Below are 23,478 nucleotides of genomic sequence, written 5' to 3'. Positions count from 1 at the left end.
TTACCTTGCACATCTTCTGCGTGCGAAGTCCTTCAAATGATAGAGTCAAGCCTCACGAGCAATTAGTATCGGTTAGCTCCAAGTGTTACCACTCTTCCACACCCGACCTATCAACGTCCTGGTCTCGAACGTCTCTTTAGAGGGATTAAATCCCTAGGGAAGTCTCATCTTCAGGCGAGTTTCACGCTTAGATGCTTTCAGCGTTTATCTCTTCCGAACTTAGCTACCCGGCGATGCGACTGGCGTCACAACCGGTACACCAGAGGTTCGTCCACTCCGGTCCTCTCGTACTAGGAGCAGCCCCCGTCAAACTTCCAACGCCCACTGCAGATAGGGACCAAACTGTCTCACGACGTTTTAAACCCAGCTCACGTACCACTTTAAATGGCGAACAGCCATACCCTTGGGACCGACTACAGCCCCAGGATGTGATGAGCCGACATCGAGGTGCCAAACTCCGCCGTCGATATGAACTCTTGGGCGGAATCAGCCTGTTATCCCCGGAGTACCTTTTATCCGTTGAGCGATGGCCCTTCCATTCAGAACCACCGGATCACTATGTCCTGCTTTCGCACCTGCTCGACTTGTCGGTCTCGCAGTTAAGCTACCTTGTGCCATTGTACTATCAGTCCGATTTCCGACCGGACCTAGGTAACCTTCGAACTCCTCCGTTACTCTTTGGGAGGAGACCGCCCCAGTCAAACTGCCTACCATGCACGGTCCCCGATCCAGATAATGGATCCGGGTTAGAACCTCAAAGTCACCAGGGTGGTATTTCAAGGACGGCTCCACAGAAACTAGCGTTCCTGCTTCTTAGCCTCCCACCTATCCTACACAAGTGACTTCAAAGTCCAATGCAAAGCTACAGTAAAGGTTCACGGGGTCTTTCCGTCTAGCAGCGGGGAGATTGCATCTTCACAACCATTTCAACTTCGCTGAGTCTCAGGAGGAGACAGTGTGGCCATCGTTACGCCATTCGTGCGGGTCGGAACTTACCCGACAAGGAATTTCGCTACCTTAGGACCGTTATAGTTACGGCCGCCGTTTACTGGGGCTTCGATCCGATGCTTGCACATCTTCAATTAACCTTCCAGCACCGGGCAGGCGTCACACCCTATACGTCCACTTTCGTGTTTGCAGAGTGCTGTGTTTTTATTAAACAGTCGCAGCCACCTATTCTCTGCGACCTCTAATAGCTTACAGAGTAAATCTTTCACCATCAGAGGCATACCTTCTCCCGAAGTTACGGTATCAATTTGCCGAGTTCCTTCTCCTGAGTTCTCTCAAGCGCCTTAGAATTCTCATCCTACCCACCTGTGTCGGTTTGCGGTACGGTTTCATTCAAACTGAAGCTTAGTGGCTTTTCCTGGAAGCGTGGTATCAGTCACTTCGTGTCCTTAGACACTCGTCATCACTTCTCGGCGTTAAGCACCCGGATTTGCCTAAGTGCTCCACCTACCGGCTTAAACGATCTATTCCAACAGATCGATGACCTAACCTTCTCCGTCCCCACATCGCATTTGAATCAAGTACAGGAATATTAACCTGTTTCCCATCGACTACGCATCTCTGCCTTGCCTTAGGGGCCGACTCACCCTACGCCGATGAACGTTGCGTAGGAAACCTTGGGTTTTCGGCGACAGGGCTTTTCACCCTGTTTATCGCTACTCATGTCAACATTCGCACTTCTGATACCTCCAGCATGCTTCTCAACACACCTTCTTCGGCCTACAGAACGCTCCCCTACCATGTCAGTTGCCTGACATCCGCAGCTTCGGTTACAGATTTGAGCCCCGTTACATCTTCCGCGCAGGACGACTCGACCAGTGAGCTATTACGCTTTCTTTAAATGATGGCTGCTTCTAAGCCAACATCCTGGCTGTCTCGGCCTTCCCACTTCGTTTACCACTTAATCTGTCATTTGGGACCTTAGCTGGCGGTCTGGGTTGTTTCCCTCTTGACACCGGACGTTAGCACCCGATGTCTGTCTCCCGAGGAACCACTTGATGGTATTCTTAGTTTGCCATGGGTTGGTAAGTCGCAATGACCCCCTAGCCATAACAGTGCTTTACCCCCATCAGTGTCTTGCTCGAGGCACTACCTAAATAGTTTTCGGGGAGAACCAGCTATCTCCGAGTTTGTTTAGCCTTTCACCCCTATCCACAGCTCATCCCCGCATTTTGCAACATGCGTGGGTTCGGTCCTCCAGTACCTGTTACGGCACCTTCAACCTGGCCATGGATAGATCACTCGGTTTCGGGTCTACACCCAGCAACTCGTCGCCCTATTAAGACTCGGTTTCCCTGCGCCTCCCCTAATCGGTTAAGCTCGCTACTGAATGTAAGTCGTTGACCCATTATACAAAAGGTACGCAGTCACGGATTACTCCGCTCCCACTGTTTGTATGCATCAGGTTTCAGGTTCTGTTTCACTCCCCTCCCGGGGTTCTTTTCGCCTTTCCCTCACGGTACTGGTTCACTATCGGTCGATGATGAGTATTTAGCCTTGGAGGATGGTCCCCCCATATTCAGACAGGATTTCTCGTGTCCCGCCCTACTTCTCGTATACTTAGTACCATCTCTGAAATTTCAAATACGGGGCTATCACCCTCTGTGGCCAAGCTTCCCAGCTTGTTCTTCTATCTCAGTGACTATCATATACAGGCTCTTACGCGTTCGCTCGCCACTACTTGCGCAATCTCGGTTGATTTCTTTTCCTCTGGGTACTTAGATGGTTCAGTTCTCCAGGTTCGCTTCTCTAAACCTATGTATTCAGTTTAGGATACCATGCTTTTACATGGTGGGTTTCCCCATTCGGATATCGCGGGATCACAGCTCTATTGCCAGCTCCCCCACGCTTTTCGCAGGCTTACACGTCCTTCTTCGCCTATCATCGCCAAGGCATCCACCTGATGCACTTATTCACTTGACTCTATCATTTCAAGAACCTCTTGACTTCATCACAACTACCGTTGACCTGTAATCATGACTTAAGCTCCCTACTCTCATAAAGCTTACTTCTTGGTTGTCTGAACAACGCCTTTTGTCTTCGTTGCTCAGCGATACAATCATCACCCAATTCTTTCAGCACTTCCACTTCATCCGTCTCCAGACTCTGCTTCCATGCCTCAATCTTTGTTTGTTGATTTCGGCTTTCCAATTTGTTAAAGATCGATGCGTTACTTCGCAAATTAAATTCAGCTTCCGCTTCATCTGCTTCCAGATAAACTCAATTTAATTTCCAAAGTAAAGTGTGGTGGAGGCAAACGGGATCGAACCGATGACCCCCTGCTTGCAAAGCAGGTGCTCTACCAACTGAGCTATGCCCCCTCTCTTCTTAAATAAGTGGTGGGTCTGGGAGGACTTGAACCTCCGACCCCACGCTTATCAAGCGTGTGCTCTAACCAGCTGAGCTACAAACCCAGTTTATTCAGTCTCTTCTCGCATCTTTTCAGTTTACCGATAAGTGTGAATGCGAATAACCCTCTTCTTTTCTCTAGAAAGGAGGTGATCCAGCCGCAGGTTCCCCTACGGCTACCTTGTTACGACTTCACCCCAGTCATGAAGCATACCGTGTTAAGCGACCCCCTTGCGGTTAGTCTACCCAATTCTGGTATCCCCCACTCCCATGGTGTGACGGGCGGTGTGTACAAGACCCGGGAACGTATTCACCGCAGTATGCTGACCTGCGATTACTAGCGATTCCGACTTCATGCACTCGAGTTGCAGAGTGCAATCCGGACTACGATCGGCTTTCTGAGATTGGCTTCACCTCGCGGCTTCGCTACCCTCTGTACCGACCATTGTATGACGTGTGAAGCCCTGGTCATAAGGGCCATGAGGACTTGACGTCATCCCCACCTTCCTCCGGTTTGTCACCGGCAGTCTCATTAGAGTGCCCAACTTAATGATGGCAACTAATGACAAGGGTTGCGCTCGTTGCGGGACTTAACCCAACATCTCACGACACGAGCTGACGACAGCCATGCAGCACCTGTGTTACGGTTCCCGAAGGCACTCTCCTATCTCTAAGAGATTCCGTACATGTCAAGACCAGGTAAGGTTCTTCGCGTTGCATCGAATTAATCCACATCATCCACCGCTTGTGCGGGTCCCCGTCAATTCCTTTGAGTTTTAATCTTGCGACCGTACTCCCCAGGCGGACAATTTCTCGCGTTAGCTTCGCTACTAAGACATCTAGTGCCCCAACAGCTAATTGTCATCGTTTAGGGCGTGGACTACCAGGGTATCTAATCCTGTTTGCTACCCACGCTTTCGAGCATGAACGTCAGTGTTATCCCAGGAGGCTGCCTTCGCCATCGGTATTCCTCCACATCTCTACGCATTTCACTGCTACACGTGGAATTCTACCTCCCTCTGACACACTCTAGTTAGACAGTTTCAAATGCACGTCCCAAGTTGAGCTCGGGGATTTCACATCTGACTTATCTAACCGTCTGCGCTCGCTTTACGCCCAGTAATTCCGATTAACGCTCGCACCCTACGTATTACCGCGGCTGCTGGCACGTAGTTAGCCGGTGCTTATTCTTTAGGTACCGTCAGCACCAGGTGGTATTAGCACCCGGCTTTTCTTCCCTAACAAAAGTCCTTTACAACCCGAAGGCCTTCTTCAGACACGCGGCATGGCTGGATCAGGGTTCCCCCCATTGTCCAAAATTCCCCACTGCTGCCTCCCGTAGGAGTTTGGGCCGTGTCTCAGTCCCAATGTGGCGGATCATCCTCTCAGACCCGCTATGGATCGTCGCCTTGGTAGGCCTTTACCCCACCAACTAGCTAATCCAACATCGGCCGCTCAAATAACGCGAGGTCCTAAGATCCCCCGCTTTCCCCCTCAGGGCGTATGCGGTATTAGCCATCCTTTCGGACAGTTATCCCCCATTACTCGGTACGTTCCGATGCATTACTCACCCGTTCGCCACTCGCCACCAGAGAGCAAGCTCTCCGTGCTGCCGTTCGACTTGCATGTGTAAAGCATGCCGCCAGCGTTCAATCTGAGCCAGGATCAAACTCTTATGTTTAATCTTAGCTTGTTGTAATCCTGAAGTTCCCTTCAGTATCACTGGTCTGCTTCAAAGTTATTGACAAGATTTATTACTATCCTGTCCCTCTGAATCAGTGTGAGGCTTATCCGCACTCACACTTATCGGTAATCTGTTCTGTTAAAGAGCGTTGCTTTCGACTGCGTTCTACTTTAAACTGTTTCGTTCGTTTCGGCTCGCGTCTCAGCGAAGAAGGCGAACTATACGCCCCTGCATCCACCCTGTCAACTACTTCCTCCTCTTATTTTTATCCAATCCACCAAGCCACTGTTCTAATAAGATTTATTTTTACTGCTCTCACCCCGGTTACTGGTCTTCATTTAGTCATTTAACCCAACCCCTTTGTGATTTGACTGTTGTAGTACTTTGACTTGGTATTTGGCTTTTCTTTTTTCTGTTTATGGTTTTTAGAAACGGCGATTACTTTTTTCCGTTAAATTGAGCCCGCTAAGGTCTATTACTTAACAGGCTTTTTATAAATTGATGTTTTTTCACTAGAGATTCGTCTGATGGTTATGCACGCGTGTTTTGCATTTGCTCAAGCATATGCACCATTTCATTTAGTTACCTGTAAATTAAATTAGGTCGAAGGTACAGTGGTAATACTGATGATATGGTCACGCTCTGTCAGTAGTCTATTATGTATTGTTTGTATTATGACGAAATTGTGGATGCGTTTTTTTTGATTTTGCTGCTTGAGAGTAGTTTTGAAAGTGGTAAACAAAATGTGTAAAACATAAAGCATATTATTCCTCAGAAGTTGCATCCTATGAAAGTACAATCGATTGTTGAGAATAGAGGTATTACGCGAAAAGATATTTATCCTTTGCGTAAGAATGTTACCGGAATGGGATATTCTGATTCTCTCTTAACAAATTGAGAAAAATATTAAAATAATAAAGTAAGGCAGCAAAGTTTCGTAGTGTAAATATCCCGCAGGCTGTATTTCCTGCTGTTCTGAATATAAGCTGTTTTTATTTGTAGGCTGCTTATTAATTTTAGGGGGAAATAGAGAATGTTTTATTTATCTGATGCTGAACTGGACAGGCTGTTACTGGACGATGTTGCATATGGTGATTTAACGACACGGGCTTTGGGTGTGGGTGACCGTTTAGGACAGATGACGTTTTGTCGGCAGATGGCCGGTCGGGTAAGTGGTGTGGCTGTGGCTGTAAGGTTGTTGCAAAAGCTGGCTCTAGATGTGGTGGTTCATGTGAAAGATGGGGAAGATGTGGCTGCAGGTACGGTATTAGTGACGGCTTCCGGCTCAGCAGAAAAGCTGCATTTGGGCTGGAAGGTGGTACAAAATGTGCTGGAATGGTGTGGCGGTGTGGCGCAATATATGGCGCAGATGGTGACCACAGCTCAGGCTATTAATCCACTGGTACAGATTGCCTGTACGCGCAAAAGTATTCCCGGCACTAAGACGCTGGCAATTGTGGCGGTGATTGATGGTGGGGGGATTTTACATCGTGCAGGTACGGCTGAGTCGGTGTTGTTATTTGCCAATCATCGCCGTTTTTATGCAGAACCCGATAACTGGGATGCTATGGTGACTAAACTCCGGAGGTATGCGCCGGAAAAGAAGGTTATTGTTGAAGCAGATAATATTGAAGAGGCTGTGGCTGCTTTAAATGTACAGCCTGATATTGTGCAATTGGATAAATTTTCACCGGAACAATTTGCTTTGGTAATGCAGCAAGCTCAATCGCTGGCACCGAGGTGTTTGCTATCAGCAGCAGGAGGAATTACGTTAATGAATGTGGCGGATTATGTGCGTGCCGGTGCGCTATTATTGGTAACTTCTGCGCCCTATTATGCGCCACCGATAGATATTAAGGTACGTTTACAACCTATTTGAGTTGAATTTTAGTCGAAGTTATGGCTCAAGGGTTGGTTCTGTAATATCGACCACGCTTATGCAATGCTTTGCTTGTTTTTGTATTTTATTTGGTTTAACGATGGCTAAGATGGTGTGTTTTGGTGATGTCAGCTTAGCCATCGTTTTTTATCTACCGTATAAGCCTGAAGACTGGTTATTTATCCAGCCCTTGCTGCACCATATGTGCTGCTCGGATTACGGCTTTAGCTTTATTCTGAGTTTCTTGCCATTCCAGTTCTTCATCAGAGTCAAATACGATGCCGCCCCCGCTTTGTACAAAAAGAGTGTTATTTCTGATAACTCCGGTACGGATGGCGATACATAAATCCATGTCACCAGAAAAACTTAGATAGCCGGCTGCGCCACCATAGATACCACGTTTATTTGGTTCTAGCTCTTCGATAATTTCCAGAGCACGCACTTTGGGTGCTCCTGATAGTGTTCCGGCTGGAAAAGTTGCGGCGAGTACATCTAGATTGGAAATGCCATCCTGTAACACACCCTCAACGTTGGAAACCAGATGCATGACATGAGAATAACGTTCAATAACCATTTTATCAGTTACTTTTACTTGTCCTGTTTTGCTGATGCGACCGACGTCATTACGACCAAGGTCGATTAACATAACATGCTCGGCTACTTCTTTGGGGTCGTGGCTTAGTTCCTGTGCCAGCGCCTGATCTTCTTCCGGTGTTTTTCCACGAGGCCGGGTACCGGCAATGGGGCGTACGGTAACGTTGTTCTGTTCTCGCCGCACCAGAATTTCCGGTGAGGAACCAACCACATGAAAATCGTCAAAATGGTAATAAAATAAATAAGGTGAAGGATTTAAGGTGCGTAACGCACGATAGAGACTGAGTGGATTGTCATGAAATGGCATACTTAGGCGCTGGCTAGGCACGACTTGCATGCAATCGCCATCAAGAATGTATTCCCGTACTTGCTTAACATAATTTTTGTACTGCTCTGCACCGGTTTCTGGTACTGCTTCTGTATGCTTGCTACCAAGAGAAAGGGGTAGTTGTACGCTTTGACGCAGAGCGGTACGGAGTTCTTCAAGCCGTGACCTTGCCTGTTGATAACCGTCTTTTTTGCTGGTATCTGCATAAACAATCAAATAGATTTTACCGGATAGATTGTCTACTACGGCCAGCTCTAAGGAAAGTAATAAAAATATATCTGGTGTCCCTATGGGGTTAGGTTTATCTGCTTGTTTTAGACGGTGAGCAATCTGCTCGAAATGGTATATTGTTTCGTAACCAAAATAGCCAACTAGTCCTCCGGTAAAGCGAGGCAAATTCGGAATAGCAGGTGTTTTATAACGGGACTGAAATTGGTTGATAAAAGACAGTGGATTACCCTGATATGTCTCAACTAGCTGCGCCTGCTGATATACATTGGTAGTTTGCCCAGATATTTTCAAATAGGTATCACAGGGTAGACCTATAAAAGAATAACGTCCAAACCGCTCGCCGTTTACTACAGATTCGAGCAGGTAGCTGAATGGTTTGTTTGCTAATTTAAGATAGAGCGATAAGGGGGTATCCATGTCGGCTAACACTTCCTGCACTAAAGGGATATGCGTATAGCCGGCTGCAGTCTGTTGCTGGTATTCAGCTAGGGTAATCATGATATTTATTTGGTCTGTGTATTGATATGCTTGCTCAGAATAATGATGCTTTTAAACTATTGTTTTTTACTGATTCATATCATAGCGTAATTCATAATGAAAAGCATTTTTTACGCAGGCTTTTTTGTTATGACATGCACGTAGGAGAGATGACTTAATATACTGTTATTTGGAGTGAAATCAGACTTGTCAATAAAAAAGCTGCCGTTTGATGGGCAGCTTTTTTGCTGGTTTACTCGTCAACTGGTGCTTCACCGTCAGTTTCGTCCAGTTGCCCTTCGGTATTCTGCGCAGTGATACCGACTTTGTTGCGAATTTTAAAATTGATTTCATTGGCAATTTCTGGGTTGTCTTTAAGCCACTGGCGTACATTATCTTTACCCTGACCAATTTTGCTGCCATTGTAGCTGTACCAAGCACCAGCTTTTTCAACGATACCCAGTTTAACGCCAATATCTATCAGTTCTCCCTCCCAGCTTACGCCTTCGCCATATAAAATATCAAATTCGGCTTGCTTAAACGGCGGAGCAACTTTGTTTTTAATCACTTTCACGCGTGTTTCGTTACCAATGACGTCATCCCCTTTTTTAATCTGGCCGATTTTGCGGATATCCAATCGTACGGATGAGTAAAATTTAAGTGCATTACCGCCAGTCGTGGTTTCAGGGTTTCCAAACATTACGCCGATTTTCATGCGAATCTGGTTGATAAAGATAACCAGTGTGTTGGTTTTTTTAATGTTACCAGTTAATTTGCGTAAGGCCTGACTCATCAGACGAGCCTGTAAACCAACATGGCTGTCACCCATTTCGCCTTCGATTTCAGCTTTAGGTACCAGTGCAGCAACGGAGTCAACGACAACCATATCTACACCACCACTGCGTACCAGCATGTCACAGATCTCCAGAGCCTGTTCACCGGTATCCGGTTGGGAAACCAATAATTCTTCAACTTTTACACCTAGTTTACGTGCATAGATGGGGTCAAAGGCATTTTCGGCATCGATAAAGGCGCAGGTACCTCCACCTTTCTGACATTGAGCAATGGCTTCTAGACAGAGTGTGGTTTTACCGGATGATTCTGGACCGTAGATTTCTACAATACGACCTCTGGGTAGGCCACCTACGCCCAAAGCCAAGTCTAGTCCAAGTGAACCGGTAGAAATGACTTCAAGGTTTTCATCAGTATGGCTGCCATCCATTTTCATGATGGAACCTTTACCAAAACTTCTTTCTATTTGGGCTAGGGCCGCAGCCAGTGCTTTGCTTTTTTCATCTGACATGATGTTGTGCTCGCCTGTTTATAATTGATTAAATAAATCAATTATCGCATAAGGTTCTGGTCAGGTGTTTAGCAAAAGTTTAGTTATGCTATGTATTTGAATTTTACAGTTTTGTTATTGTCTGCTGTGAGTGGAAATGTCCGACAGCTGCCTGTTTTCCACTTATGAAGTTATTTCCTCAGAATAATTTTTTACGAATTTTTATTGATTGCAGACGGTTGTCAGTCAAGTTTATAAGAGGTTGATAAAGATGATACACTATTGTCTTACTTTAGTAACTTTAGTTGTTGCTATGACTCTTCCATGACGGCCGGATAGCGGTTGTTAGGTTGTCTTTCACAATGCTGACATTTGTTCAGTAATTAGTTCTATCGAATTCGTTACAGTTGCTTGTCATTGCTGGCAGCAGCTGGGGGTTGTCTTATATGAATGCTTTTGCCAATTTGGGCTTATCTCAGGAAATTGTCTCTGCACTTTCTGATCAGGGCTATCAGGAACCTACGCCTATCCAATCTGCCGCTATTCCAAAGGCTTTGGCTGGAGTGGATTTACTTGCGGCAGCACAGACCGGTACTGGAAAAACCGCAGCATTTATGCTGCCGAGTCTGGAGCGACTAAAGTGTTATGGAAATACCAGTACTTCTCCGGCGATGCATCCGGTACGTATGTTGGTACTGACACCTACGCGTGAACTGGCAGATCAAATTGACCAGAATGTACAGGGGTATCTAAAAAATCTGTCTTTACGCCAGACGGTTTTGTTTGGTGGTATGAATATGGAAATCCAGAAACAGAATTTACGTCAGGGCTGTGAAATTGTCATTGCTACAGTAGGACGTCTGCTGGATCATGTTCAGCAAAAAAATATTCAACTGAACAAGGTGGAAATTGTGGTGTTGGACGAAGCAGACCGTATGCTGGATATGGGGTTTATTGATGATATCCGCAAAATTATGCAGATGCTGCCACCGCAACGGCAAACACTACTGTTTTCAGCTACTTTTGCACCGGCAATTCAGCGGCTGGCACAGGATTTCATGCATCACCCTGAGAAAATTCAGGTAACAGCACAAAATACCACTTCGGCCAATGTGGAGCAACATATCATTGCATTGGATAGTGGACGCAAACGTTCTCTTCTGCAACGGCTGATATGCGACCTGAACATGAATCAGGTAATTGTATTCTGCAACACCAAGCAAAGTGTTGATCAGGTCAATCGCGAATTAAACCGACGGGGTATTACTGCACAGGCAATTCATGGTGATAAATCGCAGCAAACACGTCTGGAAACACTGGCTCAATTTAAGGAAGGCAGTTTACGTGTTCTGGTGGCTACTGATGTGGCGGCTAGAGGACTGGATATTGCCGAACTGCCTTTTGTAATTAATTATGAACTGCCACTGAATGCTGAAGACTATGTACACCGAATAGGACGTACGGGACGTGCCGGCGCAGAAGGCGTGGCCATTTCATTAATGGATGAGCAGGAACAGAAAGTATTCGGTGCGATAAAGGAATTGACCGGAAATGACCTTTTAATAGAGCGGATTGAGGGTTTTGAGCCACGTTGGTGGGAACAGACTCCGGCCGAAAATAAGGCTGTACAGACATCCTCCGTGAAAGTGGAAAGTAATAGTCACACACCACACCAGCATCAACGTAATAACAAATTTAATTCAGAAAACAATAATAAAGGATTGGATAATAAGGATGTCAGTGTGACTTGCCAGCAGATTCCTGGCCGAGCACGCCGCTTTAGCCGGCATAATCATCCGCAATGTGCTCTGTTGCAACCAAATTTTGGCGCTCGAAAAACGAAAATCCGTATTTAGAGATAATTTAAATCTTTGATATAATTATTGTTTTAACATCTACTCTATTTGCAAATGAGTAAATAGTGAAAAAATTTGGGAATTAATCCAACTATAGGTATAATGCGCTGCTGTGGCGGGTCTCCTCGCATGGTTATTTAGGACAACGGGTCAGGTGCGGAAGCAAGCAGCCCAGCCTAAAGCGACCAGTGCCGGGGGTCTGGCTCGCCACCCTCATCTCTAATAAATTCTATCTTTTATTTCCTTATTTTCCTTTTCATCAATTGATTATTGTATTTACTCTGCTGCTTTGTTAATCTGCATCAATCTGATTACAACAAGAGTTAACACAATGAATATTCGATACTCTTCCTATTTGTACGCAATAATACTGTCTGTTAGTGGTTTTAATTCCATGGCAGAAGGACTGAATTATGGTGTCGTTGAGTTAACTGCAGATGCGAAACAAGTTGTAGCTCGCGATGAAATGGTGTTGCTACTCAAAATTCAGCAGCAGGGTATAAACAGGCAACAAGTAAGCAGTACCGTTACTAATCAATTAAATCAGGTTTTGGCCAGTGCTCGCCGGCATGAAGATTTCAATACCACTCAGCTAACCCGTAGGGTTGAGCCTAGATTTGATTTTCAAAAAGATAAGCGAATAGACAATGGCTGGCAGGATTTTGCCCTGATACAAATTAAAAGTACTAATTTATCTGCTCTAAATCGATTCGCTGCTGAAGTTCAGAAAGTGGCAGCGATTGAAGGTATTGATTATCAGGTTGCGGATGCTACTCTGCAAAATAATGAAGCCAAATTGACTCAGCAGGCCATTGCTCTTTTTCAGCAGCGAGCCCGACAGATAACTCATGATTTAGGTGGACATGGATACAAAGTAGTGAATATGAGTATAGGCAGCAGCCAGAGTGGTCGAAATTATAACGCTTATGCTAGCCCTCTGATGATGAGCCGAGCTAGTAACTCTGCTCCAGTTCAGGACGTTGCAGCTGGAGAAACCCTGTTAACTCTAAACATTAATGGAAAGATACAGGTTACCGGATTACCTTAATCACGCCTCAATGCTTCTTTTAACTAAATCCATATTATTGGGTTTTAGTTGAATACGAAAGATAAAAGAAAAGCCAGCTCGAATGAACTGGCTTTTCTTTTAAACTGGCACGCCCACGGGGAATCGAACCCCGGTTACCGCCGTGAAAGGGCGATGTCCTAACCGCTAGACGATGGGCGCGGATTTGGTGCACCCGGAGCGATTCGAACGCCCGACCCTCTGGTTCGTAGCCAGATACTCTATCCAACTGAGCTACGGGTGCGTGAAAGATGTGCAGTATAGGCAACATTGACTCCAGTGTCAACACTAGCGATGCTCAAAAAAAATTAATAATAGGCAATATATTGTTTTGATGAAAAAGAATTCTTCGATTTAAGGGCGTTGAATACAGGATTAAATATGCATTTCATATATTTTATTAGCTGTACTTGCATTCATTTTAAGATAAAATACTTATTCTTTATGCGTTATTTGTTTGCGTCATGAATCATGCTGTCAATTATGACGCCGCTGCATTTGCCGATCTGGCAGCGGTTTTGTTCACGCTGCCGTTGCCAGTTGCGATTGTTGATCTGGAAACCACCGGTGGTCACTTTGAAAATGACCGGATTACTGAAATAGCCATTTTGAGGTTTCATGAAGGTTGTATCAGCCGGCATCAATGGCTAATTAATCCACAGCAGCCTATTAGCGAATTCATTACTCAGTTAACCGGCATCAGCAATGAAATGGTGCAGGATAAGCCAGTTTTTACTGATATTGCCACAGAATTATTACCCTTATTAAGAGGGCATTTACTGGTCGCTCACAATAGCCGCTTTGATTATACTTTTTTGCGCCATGCCTTTGCCCACTGCCAGATTAACTTTGCTGCTCCTACCCTGGACACTGTGCCATTTTCACGCAAATTGTATCCGCAATATTTTAAGCATAATCTAGACAGCATTATTGAACGCTTTGCGATTAAGATTGATGCTGCAAAACGCCATCGGGCAATGGGTGATGCCATAGCTCTGGCTGAATTTTTACAATACAGCTTGAAAGAAAAAACCATATCAGTTTGGATGACCCACTGGCAAACATTGATTAAACCTGGTTTTCTGCCTTCATGGCTTCAATCAGAATTACGCCAGCAGTTGTATTCTTTACCAGATTGTGCAGGTCTGATTTTATGGCAGCCGAATCAGCAGGAAAAGGCCAAAATAAGGTTAGTGGAACGTGCATTTACTGATATGTGCACGCTACTCCAGCATAAAAAAACTGTAAAAGAATGGTTGCTAACTAGGAGCGTAGATTTTATTCCATCAATAAGTACATTGCATGCAGTTTGGCTGCAAGGCTATTATCTGTTGCATCATGGATATAGTTGTACAGATGCCAAAGATGCACCAGCGAAATGGTATACAGTTACTTTTGTTCCCAACTTTCATGGTCAGCTGCAGGCTAGGATTGTTCACCTCAGAGAAGGGATCCTGTCTCAACCACCGTTTGGATTATTTGTTCATCCACGGGCAGCCAAGCGAGCACTGGCAGAATGGGCTCGCCAGTATGATTTGTGTCCAGCGGTGCTGGATATAACGCCACAAAGTCTTGGCCAGAATGAACCCTGCCCCAAACAGGCAGCAGGGTTATGTGATGGTAGTTGCCGACAGGATGCTGCTACCCAGAAACACAACAAGCTAATTTTAAAATATGCACCATTATTACCAGTTTGTGACTGGGGCAAATGGCACCAGTTGCAGCTGACTGAAATTGATGCTGTTACCGGTAACAACATAATCATTGAAGCCCAGGCAGGTTGCATTCGACTGGATGAACAACACTGGTACTTTCATCCGCTGCTACCAAAACTTCTGAAGCAACGGCTGAAAAAACCTACAAATATTAAGTTTATCTGTTAAGGAAATAAAGCAGCAGGTTGTATTTATGAGCTGTCACAACCTGCTGCTTTCAGTAATATGATAATTTTGTATTTAAGATTTGCTTTGCTGTAAGTCTTCGTTTTTAGTTGTCGCTATATTGTCCCGAACGGAATTTTTGGGCTGAGTCAGCTGTTCATGCGTGTGAACAACATTGGGGCCGATGCGATCAGGCACTTGGTCCGGCATTCCATTAATCGGTATAACCGCTGCCTGTGTAATATCAGTATAGGGTAAGGATGATTCTGCATCAGCCGGAGAGTTTTTATTCACCCCTTTACTCATGAATTCCAATGTAATGCTCTTGTCAGCACGTTTGCGCAGCTGCTCCTGTAAGACTTTTTTTTCCATTAATTGCTTCGCATCTGCATTTAATAGCTGTAATACTTTCTGATAACTACAATTCATTTCATCTATAGCATTAGCCGTATCAATAAAATGTTTGTCTACCTGCTGACGATAGTTATCAAAACTGGTTTTCACGGCCTGATAGTGCTGGTGCTGTTTTCCACGGCGCAGAATTAACCACATCAAACCCAATCCAAGCAACAATCCGATTATTGCAGCTAAAGATACATATAACCAAAGCTGACCATTCATACTGTTTTCCTTTTCCAATCAATATCGCTTTTGTTATGTCTAGCGGCTGTGACTATAACAGCCATCGAAGCTATAAAGTAATTTAATTTACGGCTATATGGCTCAAATTTAGTCGTTCTAAACATTTTCAACATTTGTATTTGGTTAAATGACTAGATAGACGCTCAGTAACAACACCACTAAGCTGAACAAAGCCGCAATCAAATCGTCAAGCATAATACCAAAACCACCATGGACACGCTTATCAAACCAGCGAATCGGCCAAGGTTTAACTGCATCAAAAAAGCGAAAAACCGCAAATGCAGCTAACCACCATATCCAGCCAGCTGGTATGCAGAATAAAATCAGCACCATGGCAGCTATTTCATCCCAGACTATGCCACCATAGTCTTGTCGGTGTAATGCTTTTTCAGTGTAATCACAAATAAAAATACCCACCAGAAAAAGAAAGACAGCAAACACAATGTTGTACCAGAACGAAAAACCGAGCATGAGCCACAATGCAGCCAAGGGCAATGCTGGTAGCGTCCCAAATGTACCAGGTGCTTTAGGTGCCAGACCGCTACCAAAGCCAAAGCCCAGCCAACACACTGGATGCTTACATAACCAGCGCCATGTCGGGGTAACCAAAGGTGTAGTCGTTTCTGAATTAGCCAAAATGATCAAATCCCTGATGCTGTAGCTGAATCACATTGCCAGCATGATTAATTAATTGCAGCTCACGCCCTGCGGTAATGGTACCTATTTTTGTTACTGATGTAGTAGCTCTGTTGGCTGCAGCCATAATTGCCTCACGTTGGCTGGGCGCAGCGGTAAATACCAGCTCATAATCGTCACCACCAGCCAAAAGCCAATGGTATAGCTGAGCCGGAAGAAATGCATCAGATATTCGTAGATCTGGTAATGAAGGAATCAAATCAACATTTATTGTTGCACCAACATTGCTGGCTTTGAGAATATGATTGATATCCTGTGTGAGACCATCAGATATATCCTGTGCCGCATGTGCCAGTGATAAAAGCTCCTTTCCTAGTGCAACACGAGGTTCCGGACGCAGTCGTTTAGCTTCGCACTGAGCAAATACTGCAGCTGGTAAAGAAGTCTTATGCAAGTACACATCCAGAGCAGCCGCAGCCAGCCCCAGCAATCCGGTCACCCAGATATCATCACCCAGTTGTGCCGCATCTCGGCGTAATGCGTGTTGGCGTGGTGTTTCACCAATAATGGTAACATTAAACACCCAATTACCCTTAGTGGTATCTCCTCCTATTAAGGTAACACCAAATCGACGCGCCAGTGCAAACAATGCATCACAAAAAGCGGTTAACCAGTCTTGTTTCAGCTCCGGCAATGCCACGCTTAATAGAGCCCAGCGAGGAGTAGCACCCATAGCAGCCATATCTGAGAAATTGACAGCTAATACCTTATGCGCCAGATCTTCTGGGGCAACATCTGTAAAAAAATGGGTTCCTCCCACAAGCATATCTGTACTGAAATGCAAATCATAGCCACTGCGTGGCCGCACGATGGCTGCATCATCACCAATACCCAACACCAGTTCGTTATCCTGCTGCTGCCGGTGGAGATATTGTTGAATGAAATCAAACTCTGTCACCAAATATCCAATTTTATCTAAAATCTAGGATAATTCTAAAGATTCTTGGCTTATCGTGCCACAAAAGCTTGTATTTAAATATACTGATAATTGTATGAATAACCAAATATGCAATCTTTATTTTTTTATTCCAAAGCTTGATTAATTCCCATATTATTTAAAAAAAATGACAATATGGTACTTATAAAGCAAGGAATAATCGCCATCTTCAAATAATAATAACTGAACAATATATAAGCAATTATTCTACAGAAACAAAAATAATTGCTATATTGCCAACATCAAAACCACTAAACCAATGTCATCACGATATTTATTAATCGCGTCGAAAAAGACTAATCGATGCGATTGTGGTTTTTTGAAGCCTACTATAAACGGATGACAAAACATTCGCATTTGAATTATTTATCCCCTGTTCAATTTGAAATTAAACTGAAATAACGATTTAACTAAACTGTTCGTTAAAATGATGGCTCATCAAAGGAGAGCGTCACATTTTAGAGGACACTACCACCGCCGTTTGGGATTGAGTATTGAACTATTATTCAAGCAAATTAGAAAATACCTCAATAAATTAAGGCAATATCACTATTATTTATCTTTACTCCAATCCAAAAGCACTCGCGCGCACCCGAATACTGTTGGTAATTTCTCGCCAAATCACCATCAATTGCTCTTGCGTATACCCCTGGGTTTCATCTTCGGGAATTTTATAATACATTTTGATTTGCAACTGTGGCGTTTTATAGGTTGGATCGAGCATATTTATACCTAATGTAAACTTATACCACCAGTCATCTGACTCATAACCTGATTCATCCGAAAAAAACTGCCCTTTGGTTAACCACTCTTCTAACAGCAAACCTTGACTTTCGCGCGTGCCCTTATAAATAGTGTACCCCCGATCATCGGTTACGTAACTTTCGGCTTGATCAAGTAGCTTATAAAAACCTTTATAATTGTTATACGAAATACTAAAATAAAAATTATTGTCCTCATTATACCGATAAGTAACCTCGGTATCTTTCCATTCGCTATCCTCACCTTGCATAAATCCATGTAACAAACAAAAGCCTGGTGTGATTGGAATACTTAAATCATCACGTGGCTGAATTCGCTCAAACAGTTGGCGCAGTTCTTGTAATTTTTTTGGGACATCATTTGTATAGAGTTCTGGATATTTCATCCGATTTTCATCATGTTTTTTATCAGAACCGTTTTGCGCTTTCATCTCTATTTTTAACGTCACTTCGTCTTGCCAGCGGTAACCCTCAAGAATTCTGGCGGAATCATCGGTACCTGGACTCTCCATCCGTTCAAAAATAATTCCTTGCATTTTATCCGGATGATTAGTCTGTACCGGATACACCGCTTTTAAATAGGGGCTATCGGTCGGGTCAATCGTTTTAGTATCTTTTAACGCCTGCTCACGCTGGGCGATCATCTGTTTAAACGGCGGTAAATACTGCTTTTGGGTGGTAATCACAAAATCACCCGTGCCTTTATAATAAAACAGGCTTTCATTATTGACTTTAAATGCCGCAGGAAAATCAATTAAATAAGTGCCAACACAGCGTGTCTGGGAATTGTTTAGTAAAGCATCAACCTGCTGCTGTTCGTTTGCTGATAAAGTCAATTTTTTAATATTTTTGTTAAATGCCTGACAACTGATTAATGTTAAGAATAGAGCAATCGCGACGGCTCCCTTTTTTTTTAAGGGGGTTAATGTGTTCATGCTAGAGGCACCTTTTTCATTATGAAGAATATTCTGGTTTATTAACTTCTTTATATAGTTAATTCAAAATATTTTCTTGCATATAAATAGCATTATTTGCTCGAATCTAAATCATTCACCAGTCCCATATAAAGCGCCCTTCAAAATAATATAAATTATCTCTATGTACATTTAGCTGCTAGCCTGTTTGTGAATTAAGTCTTTTCAATTAATGTAAGATAACTGATACACTTTAATACCGCCTAAACAGCAACCAATACAATGGCTGCAACAATAACTTTATCTATCCGTTTAGGTAAAAAATAGAGTTATTTCTTACCAATAAAAAAGTTTTTTATCTGGCTTAAGTTATTGCGCGCATCCGCTAAATTAATCTCCTTTAGCTTTTACTTATACTCTTTTATATTTGCAATTAACTATGAATAAGAATTGTTGTGCTAGCTTTACTTTAATTAGAAGTTTTGCGCGGAAAATCTATTTGACCAATTATTAGCAGCGGAGAACAGTCACTTATTCTATAGTACAAATACTTATTAGTTATTAAAATAGATGGCACAAACGAAATGGATTAGAAAATTTTAGTAGCGGAAACTATTCTAAATCAGGGCAAAAGCCCGCTCAGCTCTCCTAGAAACCAGTTTACCCTAGGATCAGGGGTCGGGCGTGTTACAGCAAAATAATTTACTATATTAGCAGCCTGCTGGGTCAACAGTGGTATCAATACACCGCTGCGTACATAAGACTCCGCTACTTCTTCAGATAACAAGCCAAGATGGCTACCTGCCAGAATAAACATCAGTGTAGCTTGCTGTTTATAAGCCACAGCAGTTGTATTACCTGTCATCAAACTATTACCTTCTTGCTGCCGAGCATAAATACGTTTTACCCATTGATAGTCTTCAACTAATAAATTTAATGTTAAATCACTCACTTTAGCTGCTGGATGAGATATATGGCAATAAATATACTCACGTTCTTCAAATACCAGTTGATAATGTAGATTCTTTAATAGGCTGTAATAATAACCAACACCAAAATCCATCTGATTATTGGCGATGGCAATCTCAATATCCTGCGGTGCACAAATATCTATCGACAGCCGTAGCTCGGGATAATGCTGATATGCACTGGCAATGACCTTATTAAGGATATTCTGGAAATCTACCGGCAGATATTCCACTAGTCCAATACGCAAAGTACCAGACAACACTGAGCGGTGCCACTTAATGTTCTGTACCTCACGGTGAAATTCACTGGTTGCCTGAAGCAGTAATGTACAGGCTTCATATAACTGATGGCCAGCTTTGGTTAAGGCGAAACCGGAACGCCCACGCCGACATAGCACCACGCCTAGACTCTCTTCCAGATGCGCCAGATGAGTACTGATGGCTGACTGCGACATATTAAGCCGCTTTTGAGCAGCAGTAACACCCTGACACTCCACAATAGCTACAAATGCCTGTAAAGCCTTTAAATCATGTTTTATCAAGGTGTGTAACATAGTCGCCCATTATATAAATTAGTTTAATACCGGTATCTGCACCGTATCATTACAGGCCGCTGATAATATCTGACTTAATACCGCAAAAAATTCACTGCCATCACGACCAGAAATCCATCGCCCTTGGTGGTAAGCAAAATGATAACCACCGCTTTTTGCAGCAATCCATAATTCCTGAGTAGCCACATGACGATTAACAATAATCTGCTCACCGTTGTCGGACTCAATAGTGAGTACATTACCACCTGCCTCACAATCCAACTCCCACCCACCAGTATCTATACATTCATCAATATAACCAAACAGCTCATCGCTATACTGTAAAAATTCACTCTCGGTCATTTCGCTTACCGTAACTCTACATTTTATTACATTCAAGCTGTTATCTTGCCATATAATATGGCTAAATCCTAGTTTTATCCGTGATGGCAATTTGCCGTACCGGCCATTTAAATCATAGTGAGCCAGATTAATGCTTCGTTTTTTATTTTTGAGCGTGCTTGCAACCTGTTTCCTGTCTGCTTGTGGCTATAAAGGTGACTTATATCTGCCTAAAGAAGGTGATAAAGCCAAATACGGCGTAATACAAACCGGCTTGACCATCGACCCAATTGACCAGAAAACACTACCCAAACATGACTGATTCTTTCCATTGTGAGCAAATACCCTATTCCGTTTTAGCTGCTGAATACGGTACGCCACTATATGTATACAGCCAGCAAGCCATGACTGCGGCTCTTAATCAATACCAACAGGCTTTTGCCGCATTACAGCCCTTAATATGCTATGCAGTTAAGGCTAATAGTAATTTATCTATTTTGCGCCATTTTGCTCAATTAGGTTGTGGCTTTGATATCGTTTCCGGAGGTGAGTTACAGCGCGTTTTAACCGCAGGTGGCGATGCCAAAAACATTATTTTTTCCGGCGTGGGTAAAAGCTGTGCCGAAATAGAATGGGCGCTGAAGCAAAATATCCGCTGCTTTAATGTTGAATCATTGCCGGAACTAGAACGCATCAATACCATTGCAGCCAGACTGGACAAAATTGCCCCGATATCTTTGCGCATCAACCCTGATGTTAACGCGCATACTCATCCGTACATTTCTACCGGATTAAAAGCTAATAAATTCGGTATTGCCTATCAAGATGCCATAGCAGCTTACCAACTGGCAGCCACTTTACCGCATCTGCAGATAACTGGAATCGACTGCCACATCGGGTCACAGTTAACGGATTTATCGCCATTAGTTGAAGCACTGGAACGCATGCTGCTGCTGGTTGATAAACTGGCCGCATTGAATATTAACTTAGAACATATTGATTTAGGTGGTGGAGTTGGTATTGTTTATCAAAATGAAAATGTGCCGGATTTAGTTACTTATGCTGCTGCCGTGGAACGGTTGCTGGCTGGTCGTCATTTGCAGCTAATGCTGGAGCCGGGTCGCAGTCTGATTGGTAATGCCGGCACTTTACTGACTACTGTTGAATACATTAAACATGGCGAAGAAAAGAATTTCGTTGTCGTCGACGCCGCTATGAATGATTTGATGCGCCCATCGCTGTATCAGGCCTATCACGCCATTGTTAATGCCAACCAGACTTCAGCAGATGAATTAATCGCTGATGTGGTCGGTCCGATCTGTGAATCCGGTGATTTTCTGGCCAAAGACCGCACCATTGCTGCTAAAGCTGGTGATTTACTGTTGATTAAAAGTACAGGTGCCTATGCATCGAGTATGGCCAGTAACTACAATACCCGCTGTCGAGCGGCAGAAGTACTGGTAAATGGAGCAGAATATAAATTAATTCGTCAACGTGAAAACCTCACTGATTTGCTGAGTCCTGAAAAGGCCTGTTTGTAAACAACCAGTAACAGTTAAATATCATCGTATAAATCTATTTAACAGCGTATTAGCTCAATCCTTAGGCGAATACGCTATATTTTCTCCAGATAGATAAATTTTTTTATTCATTACTGATATTTGCTGTTATTGTATCTGGTTATATCAGCCAGTTAGCGATAATTGTCTGAATTAATCAATTCTTATTCTTTAACCCTAACCCTTCGTTACAAATAAATATTCTTATACCTATATTCTATCGTATTAAATGGATTATCTTTCAGGAAAGATACGTATATGCACCAGAAATTTTCGCATCGTGCTCAGGTATTAAAAAGTTCTGCTATTCGTGAAATTCTCAAGGTAACTGAGCAACCCGATATCATCTCTTTCGCCGGCGGTCTACCTGCCCCCGATGCATTCCCGCTGACAGAAATCAAAACTGCCACAGACACTGTACTACAAAGCAAAGATATTTACGGTGCATTGCAATATGGCCCCACTGAAGGTTATGCACCCTTACGCCAATGGATAGCTGATTATTTGTCTGCGCGCGATCAAACCGCAGTAAAACCGGCACAGGTTCTGATAGTAACCGGTTCACAGCAGGCTCTGGATTTAATAGGCAAAATGCTGATTGATTCTGATGATAAAGTTCTGGTAGAAACCCCTACTTATCTGGGTGCATTACAGGCTTTTAATCAATACGCACCAGAATATATTGCGATAGAAAGTGATAGCGATGGGCTGAAACCGGAAACTATTAGGGATGATGTGGCGGCTGAAGCAAAATTTTTGTATACAATCCCTAACTTTCAAAATCCAACAGGACGTCGTTTAACCGAATCGCGGCGACAAACACTGGTAGCAAAAGCCAAACATAATCATTTGATATTGGTTGAAGACGATCCTTATGGTGATTTGGATTATCAGGGTCATCGTTTACCTTGTCTGTACAGTCTCGCACCGGAAAACACTATTTATTTGGGCTCATTTTCAAAAATATTAACGCCGGGGCTACGCTTGGGTTTTATTGTCGCCAGTGAGCAATTTATCAGCAAACTGGTACAACTCAAACAGGCTGCAGATTTACATACTCCCAGTCTGACTCAATATATAGCCTATCAGGTACTGAGCAAGAATAATTTTCTTACACATCACATTCCCAAAATTCGCGAAATCTATGCCAAGCGCTGTCAGTACATGCTGGATTCACTAAAACGTTATATGCCCAGACAAGTTCATTGGAATCAGCCTGAAGGTGGCATGTTTATTTGGGTAGAGTTACCGGAAAATATCAATGCTACTGAATTACTCAGCGACGCAATCAGCCAGAAAGTGGCTTTTGTACCTGGCGAAACTTTTTATGCTCATGCTGAAAAAACCAATTGCTTTCGACTGGCCTTTGTGACAGTGCCGGAAGAAAAAATCGAACGTGGTATAAAAATTTTGGCCGAGATGATTAATCATCGAATTCATCATCTGCAAGAAAAAACAGTGATGATGTAAATTTGATATCATTCATTGACTG

15 protein-coding genes, 4 tRNA genes, 2 rRNA genes and 1 other RNA gene are annotated in these 23,478 nt (G+C 43.5%); 8 read left to right on the top strand and 14 right to left on the bottom strand.

The annotated features are described in order from the left end of the window. Nucleotides 1–41: 41 nt before the first annotated feature. The 4 genes from ABU615_RS08160 to ABU615_RS08145 all read right to left on the bottom strand — a co-directional run bounded on the left by ABU615_RS08160 (nucleotide 42) and on the right by ABU615_RS08145 (nucleotide 5,038). Nucleotides 42–2,931, bottom strand: a 23S ribosomal RNA gene (locus tag ABU615_RS08160). Nucleotides 2,932–3,253: 322 nt separating this feature from the next. After that, nucleotides 3,254–3,329 (bottom strand) — tRNA-Ala (locus ABU615_RS08155). A gap of 16 nt (nucleotides 3,330–3,345) precedes the next feature. Then, nucleotides 3,346–3,422 (bottom strand) — tRNA-Ile (locus ABU615_RS08150). 77 nt (nucleotides 3,423–3,499) lie between these two features. Continuing rightward, nucleotides 3,500–5,038 (bottom strand): 16S ribosomal RNA (locus ABU615_RS08145). Together the 16S and 23S rRNA genes with 2 tRNA genes alongside form the textbook arrangement of a ribosomal RNA operon. A 1,036-nt stretch (nucleotides 5,039–6,074) precedes the next feature. On the opposite strand from ABU615_RS08145, the gene modD reads away from it, so the two are divergent. Next, complete coding sequence (modD, locus tag ABU615_RS08140; RefSeq protein WP_370388811.1) at nucleotides 6,075–6,920, top strand: ModD protein; 846 nt, start codon at nucleotides 6,075–6,077, stop codon at nucleotides 6,918–6,920. Nucleotides 6,921–7,095: 175 nt separating this feature from the next. Here the strand turns inward: modD and trpE are convergent, their stop codons facing one another. Beyond that, nucleotides 7,096–8,571 carry an anthranilate synthase component I gene (trpE, locus tag ABU615_RS08135; protein WP_370388810.1) on the bottom strand — a complete coding sequence of 492 codons (1,476 nt, stop codon included), beginning with the start codon at nucleotides 8,569–8,571 and terminating at the stop codon, nucleotides 7,096–7,098. Between the two features lie 232 nt (nucleotides 8,572–8,803). Beyond that, a complete protein-coding gene (recA, locus tag ABU615_RS08130; protein ID WP_367431260.1) occupies nucleotides 8,804–9,853 on the bottom strand; it encodes a recombinase RecA in 1,050 nt (349 codons plus the stop codon). A gap of 425 nt (nucleotides 9,854–10,278) precedes the next feature. Here recA and ABU615_RS08125 point away from each other — a divergent pair, with 425 nt between their 5' ends. From ABU615_RS08125 to ABU615_RS08115, 3 genes are all read left to right on the top strand, one after another. Next, nucleotides 10,279–11,688 (top strand): DEAD/DEAH box helicase, encoded by a 1,410-nt coding sequence (locus ABU615_RS08125; RefSeq protein ID WP_370386576.1) that lies wholly within the window; start codon nucleotides 10,279–10,281, stop codon nucleotides 11,686–11,688. Nucleotides 11,689–11,802: 114 nt separating this feature from the next. Continuing rightward, nucleotides 11,803–11,900: signal recognition particle sRNA small type (gene ffs / locus ABU615_RS08120), an RNA gene on the top strand. A 119-nt stretch (nucleotides 11,901–12,019) separates the two neighbouring features. After that, nucleotides 12,020–12,736, top strand: a complete 717-nt coding sequence (locus tag ABU615_RS08115) for an SIMPL domain-containing protein (protein ID WP_370388809.1) — start codon at nucleotides 12,020–12,022, stop codon at nucleotides 12,734–12,736. A 105-nt stretch (nucleotides 12,737–12,841) separates the two neighbouring features. Here ABU615_RS08115 and ABU615_RS08110 read toward each other — a convergent pair. Beyond that, a tRNA-Glu gene (locus ABU615_RS08110) sits at nucleotides 12,842–12,916 on the bottom strand. A gap of 5 nt (nucleotides 12,917–12,921) precedes the next feature. Next, nucleotides 12,922–12,998, bottom strand: a tRNA-Arg gene (locus ABU615_RS08105). A 220-nt stretch (nucleotides 12,999–13,218) separates the two neighbouring features. Here ABU615_RS08105 and ABU615_RS08100 point away from each other — a divergent pair. Beyond that, the gene (locus ABU615_RS08100) at nucleotides 13,219–14,637 is read left to right on the top strand and encodes an exonuclease domain-containing protein (RefSeq protein ID WP_370388808.1); all 1,419 of its coding nucleotides are present in this window, start codon (nucleotides 13,219–13,221) and stop codon (nucleotides 14,635–14,637) included. 72 nt (nucleotides 14,638–14,709) lie between these two features. On the opposite strand, the gene ABU615_RS08095 is transcribed toward ABU615_RS08100, so the two are convergent. The 6 genes from ABU615_RS08095 to cyaY all read right to left on the bottom strand — a co-directional run bounded on the left by ABU615_RS08095 (nucleotide 14,710) and on the right by cyaY (nucleotide 20,448). Beyond that, the gene (locus ABU615_RS08095) at nucleotides 14,710–15,255 is read right to left on the bottom strand and encodes a ZapG family protein (RefSeq protein WP_370388807.1); all 546 of its coding nucleotides are present in this window, start codon (nucleotides 15,253–15,255) and stop codon (nucleotides 14,710–14,712) included. 144 nt (nucleotides 15,256–15,399) lie between these two features. Further along, nucleotides 15,400–15,921, bottom strand: a complete 522-nt coding sequence (locus ABU615_RS08090; protein WP_370388806.1) for a phosphatidylglycerophosphatase A — start codon at nucleotides 15,919–15,921, stop codon at nucleotides 15,400–15,402. Further along, nucleotides 15,905–16,870 carry a thiamine-phosphate kinase gene (thiL, locus tag ABU615_RS08085; protein WP_370388805.1) on the bottom strand — a complete coding sequence of 322 codons (966 nt, stop codon included), beginning with the start codon at nucleotides 16,868–16,870 and terminating at the stop codon, nucleotides 15,905–15,907. Before thiL ends, ABU615_RS08090 begins: the two co-directional genes overlap by 17 nt. A gap of 601 nt (nucleotides 16,871–17,471) precedes the next feature. Then, complete coding sequence (locus ABU615_RS08080; protein ID WP_370388804.1) at nucleotides 17,472–18,605, bottom strand: T6SS immunity protein Tli4 family protein; 1,134 nt, start codon at nucleotides 18,603–18,605, stop codon at nucleotides 17,472–17,474. Nucleotides 18,606–19,206: 601 nt separating this feature from the next. Next, nucleotides 19,207–20,106, bottom strand: a complete 900-nt coding sequence (locus ABU615_RS08075; protein WP_370388803.1) for a LysR family transcriptional regulator — start codon at nucleotides 20,104–20,106, stop codon at nucleotides 19,207–19,209. An 18-nt stretch (nucleotides 20,107–20,124) separates the two neighbouring features. Then, complete coding sequence (gene cyaY, locus ABU615_RS08070; protein ID WP_370388802.1) at nucleotides 20,125–20,448, bottom strand: iron donor protein CyaY; 324 nt, start codon at nucleotides 20,446–20,448, stop codon at nucleotides 20,125–20,127. Nucleotides 20,449–20,578: 130 nt separating this feature from the next. Between cyaY and ABU615_RS08065 the strand changes: the two genes are divergently transcribed. The 3 genes from ABU615_RS08065 to ABU615_RS08055 all read left to right on the top strand — a co-directional run bounded on the left by ABU615_RS08065 (nucleotide 20,579) and on the right by ABU615_RS08055 (nucleotide 23,456). Next, complete coding sequence (locus tag ABU615_RS08065) at nucleotides 20,579–20,749, top strand: lipoprotein (protein ID WP_100140802.1); 171 nt, start codon at nucleotides 20,579–20,581, stop codon at nucleotides 20,747–20,749. Further along, a complete protein-coding gene (gene lysA / locus ABU615_RS08060) occupies nucleotides 20,742–21,968 on the top strand; it encodes a diaminopimelate decarboxylase (protein WP_367489737.1) in 1,227 nt (408 codons plus the stop codon). The genes ABU615_RS08065 and lysA overlap by 8 nt, the downstream gene beginning before the upstream one ends. A 276-nt stretch (nucleotides 21,969–22,244) precedes the next feature. Then, nucleotides 22,245–23,456: a PLP-dependent aminotransferase family protein gene (locus ABU615_RS08055; protein WP_370388801.1), complete on the top strand. Its 1,212-nt coding sequence runs from the start codon at nucleotides 22,245–22,247 to the stop codon at nucleotides 23,454–23,456. Nucleotides 23,457–23,478 lie beyond the last annotated feature (22 nt).

This window comes from Snodgrassella alvi (genome assembly GCF_040741455.2).
Classification (GTDB): domain Bacteria; phylum Pseudomonadota; class Gammaproteobacteria; order Burkholderiales; family Neisseriaceae; genus Snodgrassella; species Snodgrassella alvi_E.
This window is presented reverse-complemented; position numbering and strand designations above follow the sequence as displayed.

What these genes read in the sequence shown, in the direction of transcription:
- modD (WP_370388811.1), top strand. Translation starts at nt 6,075, where the DNA reads ATGTTTTATTTATCTGATGCTGAACTGGACAGGCTGTTACTGGACGAT.
- trpE (WP_370388810.1), bottom strand. Translation starts at nt 8,571, where the DNA reads ATGATTACCCTAGCTGAATACCAGCAACAGACTGCAGCCGGCTATACG.
- recA (WP_367431260.1), bottom strand. Translation starts at nt 9,853, where the DNA reads ATGTCAGATGAAAAAAGCAAAGCACTGGCTGCGGCCCTAGCCCAAATA.
- ABU615_RS08125 (WP_370386576.1), top strand. Translation starts at nt 10,279, where the DNA reads ATGAATGCTTTTGCCAATTTGGGCTTATCTCAGGAAATTGTCTCTGCA.
- ABU615_RS08115 (WP_370388809.1), top strand. Translation starts at nt 12,020, where the DNA reads ATGAATATTCGATACTCTTCCTATTTGTACGCAATAATACTGTCTGTT.
- ABU615_RS08100 (WP_370388808.1), top strand. Translation starts at nt 13,219, where the DNA reads ATGAATCATGCTGTCAATTATGACGCCGCTGCATTTGCCGATCTGGCA.
- ABU615_RS08095 (WP_370388807.1), bottom strand. Translation starts at nt 15,255, where the DNA reads ATGAATGGTCAGCTTTGGTTATATGTATCTTTAGCTGCAATAATCGGA.
- ABU615_RS08080 (WP_370388804.1), bottom strand. Translation starts at nt 18,605, where the DNA reads ATGAACACATTAACCCCCTTAAAAAAAAAGGGAGCCGTCGCGATTGCT.
- ABU615_RS08075 (WP_370388803.1), bottom strand. Translation starts at nt 20,106, where the DNA reads ATGTTACACACCTTGATAAAACATGATTTAAAGGCTTTACAGGCATTT.
- cyaY (WP_370388802.1), bottom strand. Translation starts at nt 20,448, where the DNA reads ATGACCGAGAGTGAATTTTTACAGTATAGCGATGAGCTGTTTGGTTAT.
- ABU615_RS08065 (WP_100140802.1), top strand. Translation starts at nt 20,579, where the DNA reads ATGCTTCGTTTTTTATTTTTGAGCGTGCTTGCAACCTGTTTCCTGTCT.
- lysA (WP_367489737.1), top strand. Translation starts at nt 20,742, where the DNA reads ATGACTGATTCTTTCCATTGTGAGCAAATACCCTATTCCGTTTTAGCT.
- ABU615_RS08055 (WP_370388801.1), top strand. Translation starts at nt 22,245, where the DNA reads ATGCACCAGAAATTTTCGCATCGTGCTCAGGTATTAAAAAGTTCTGCT.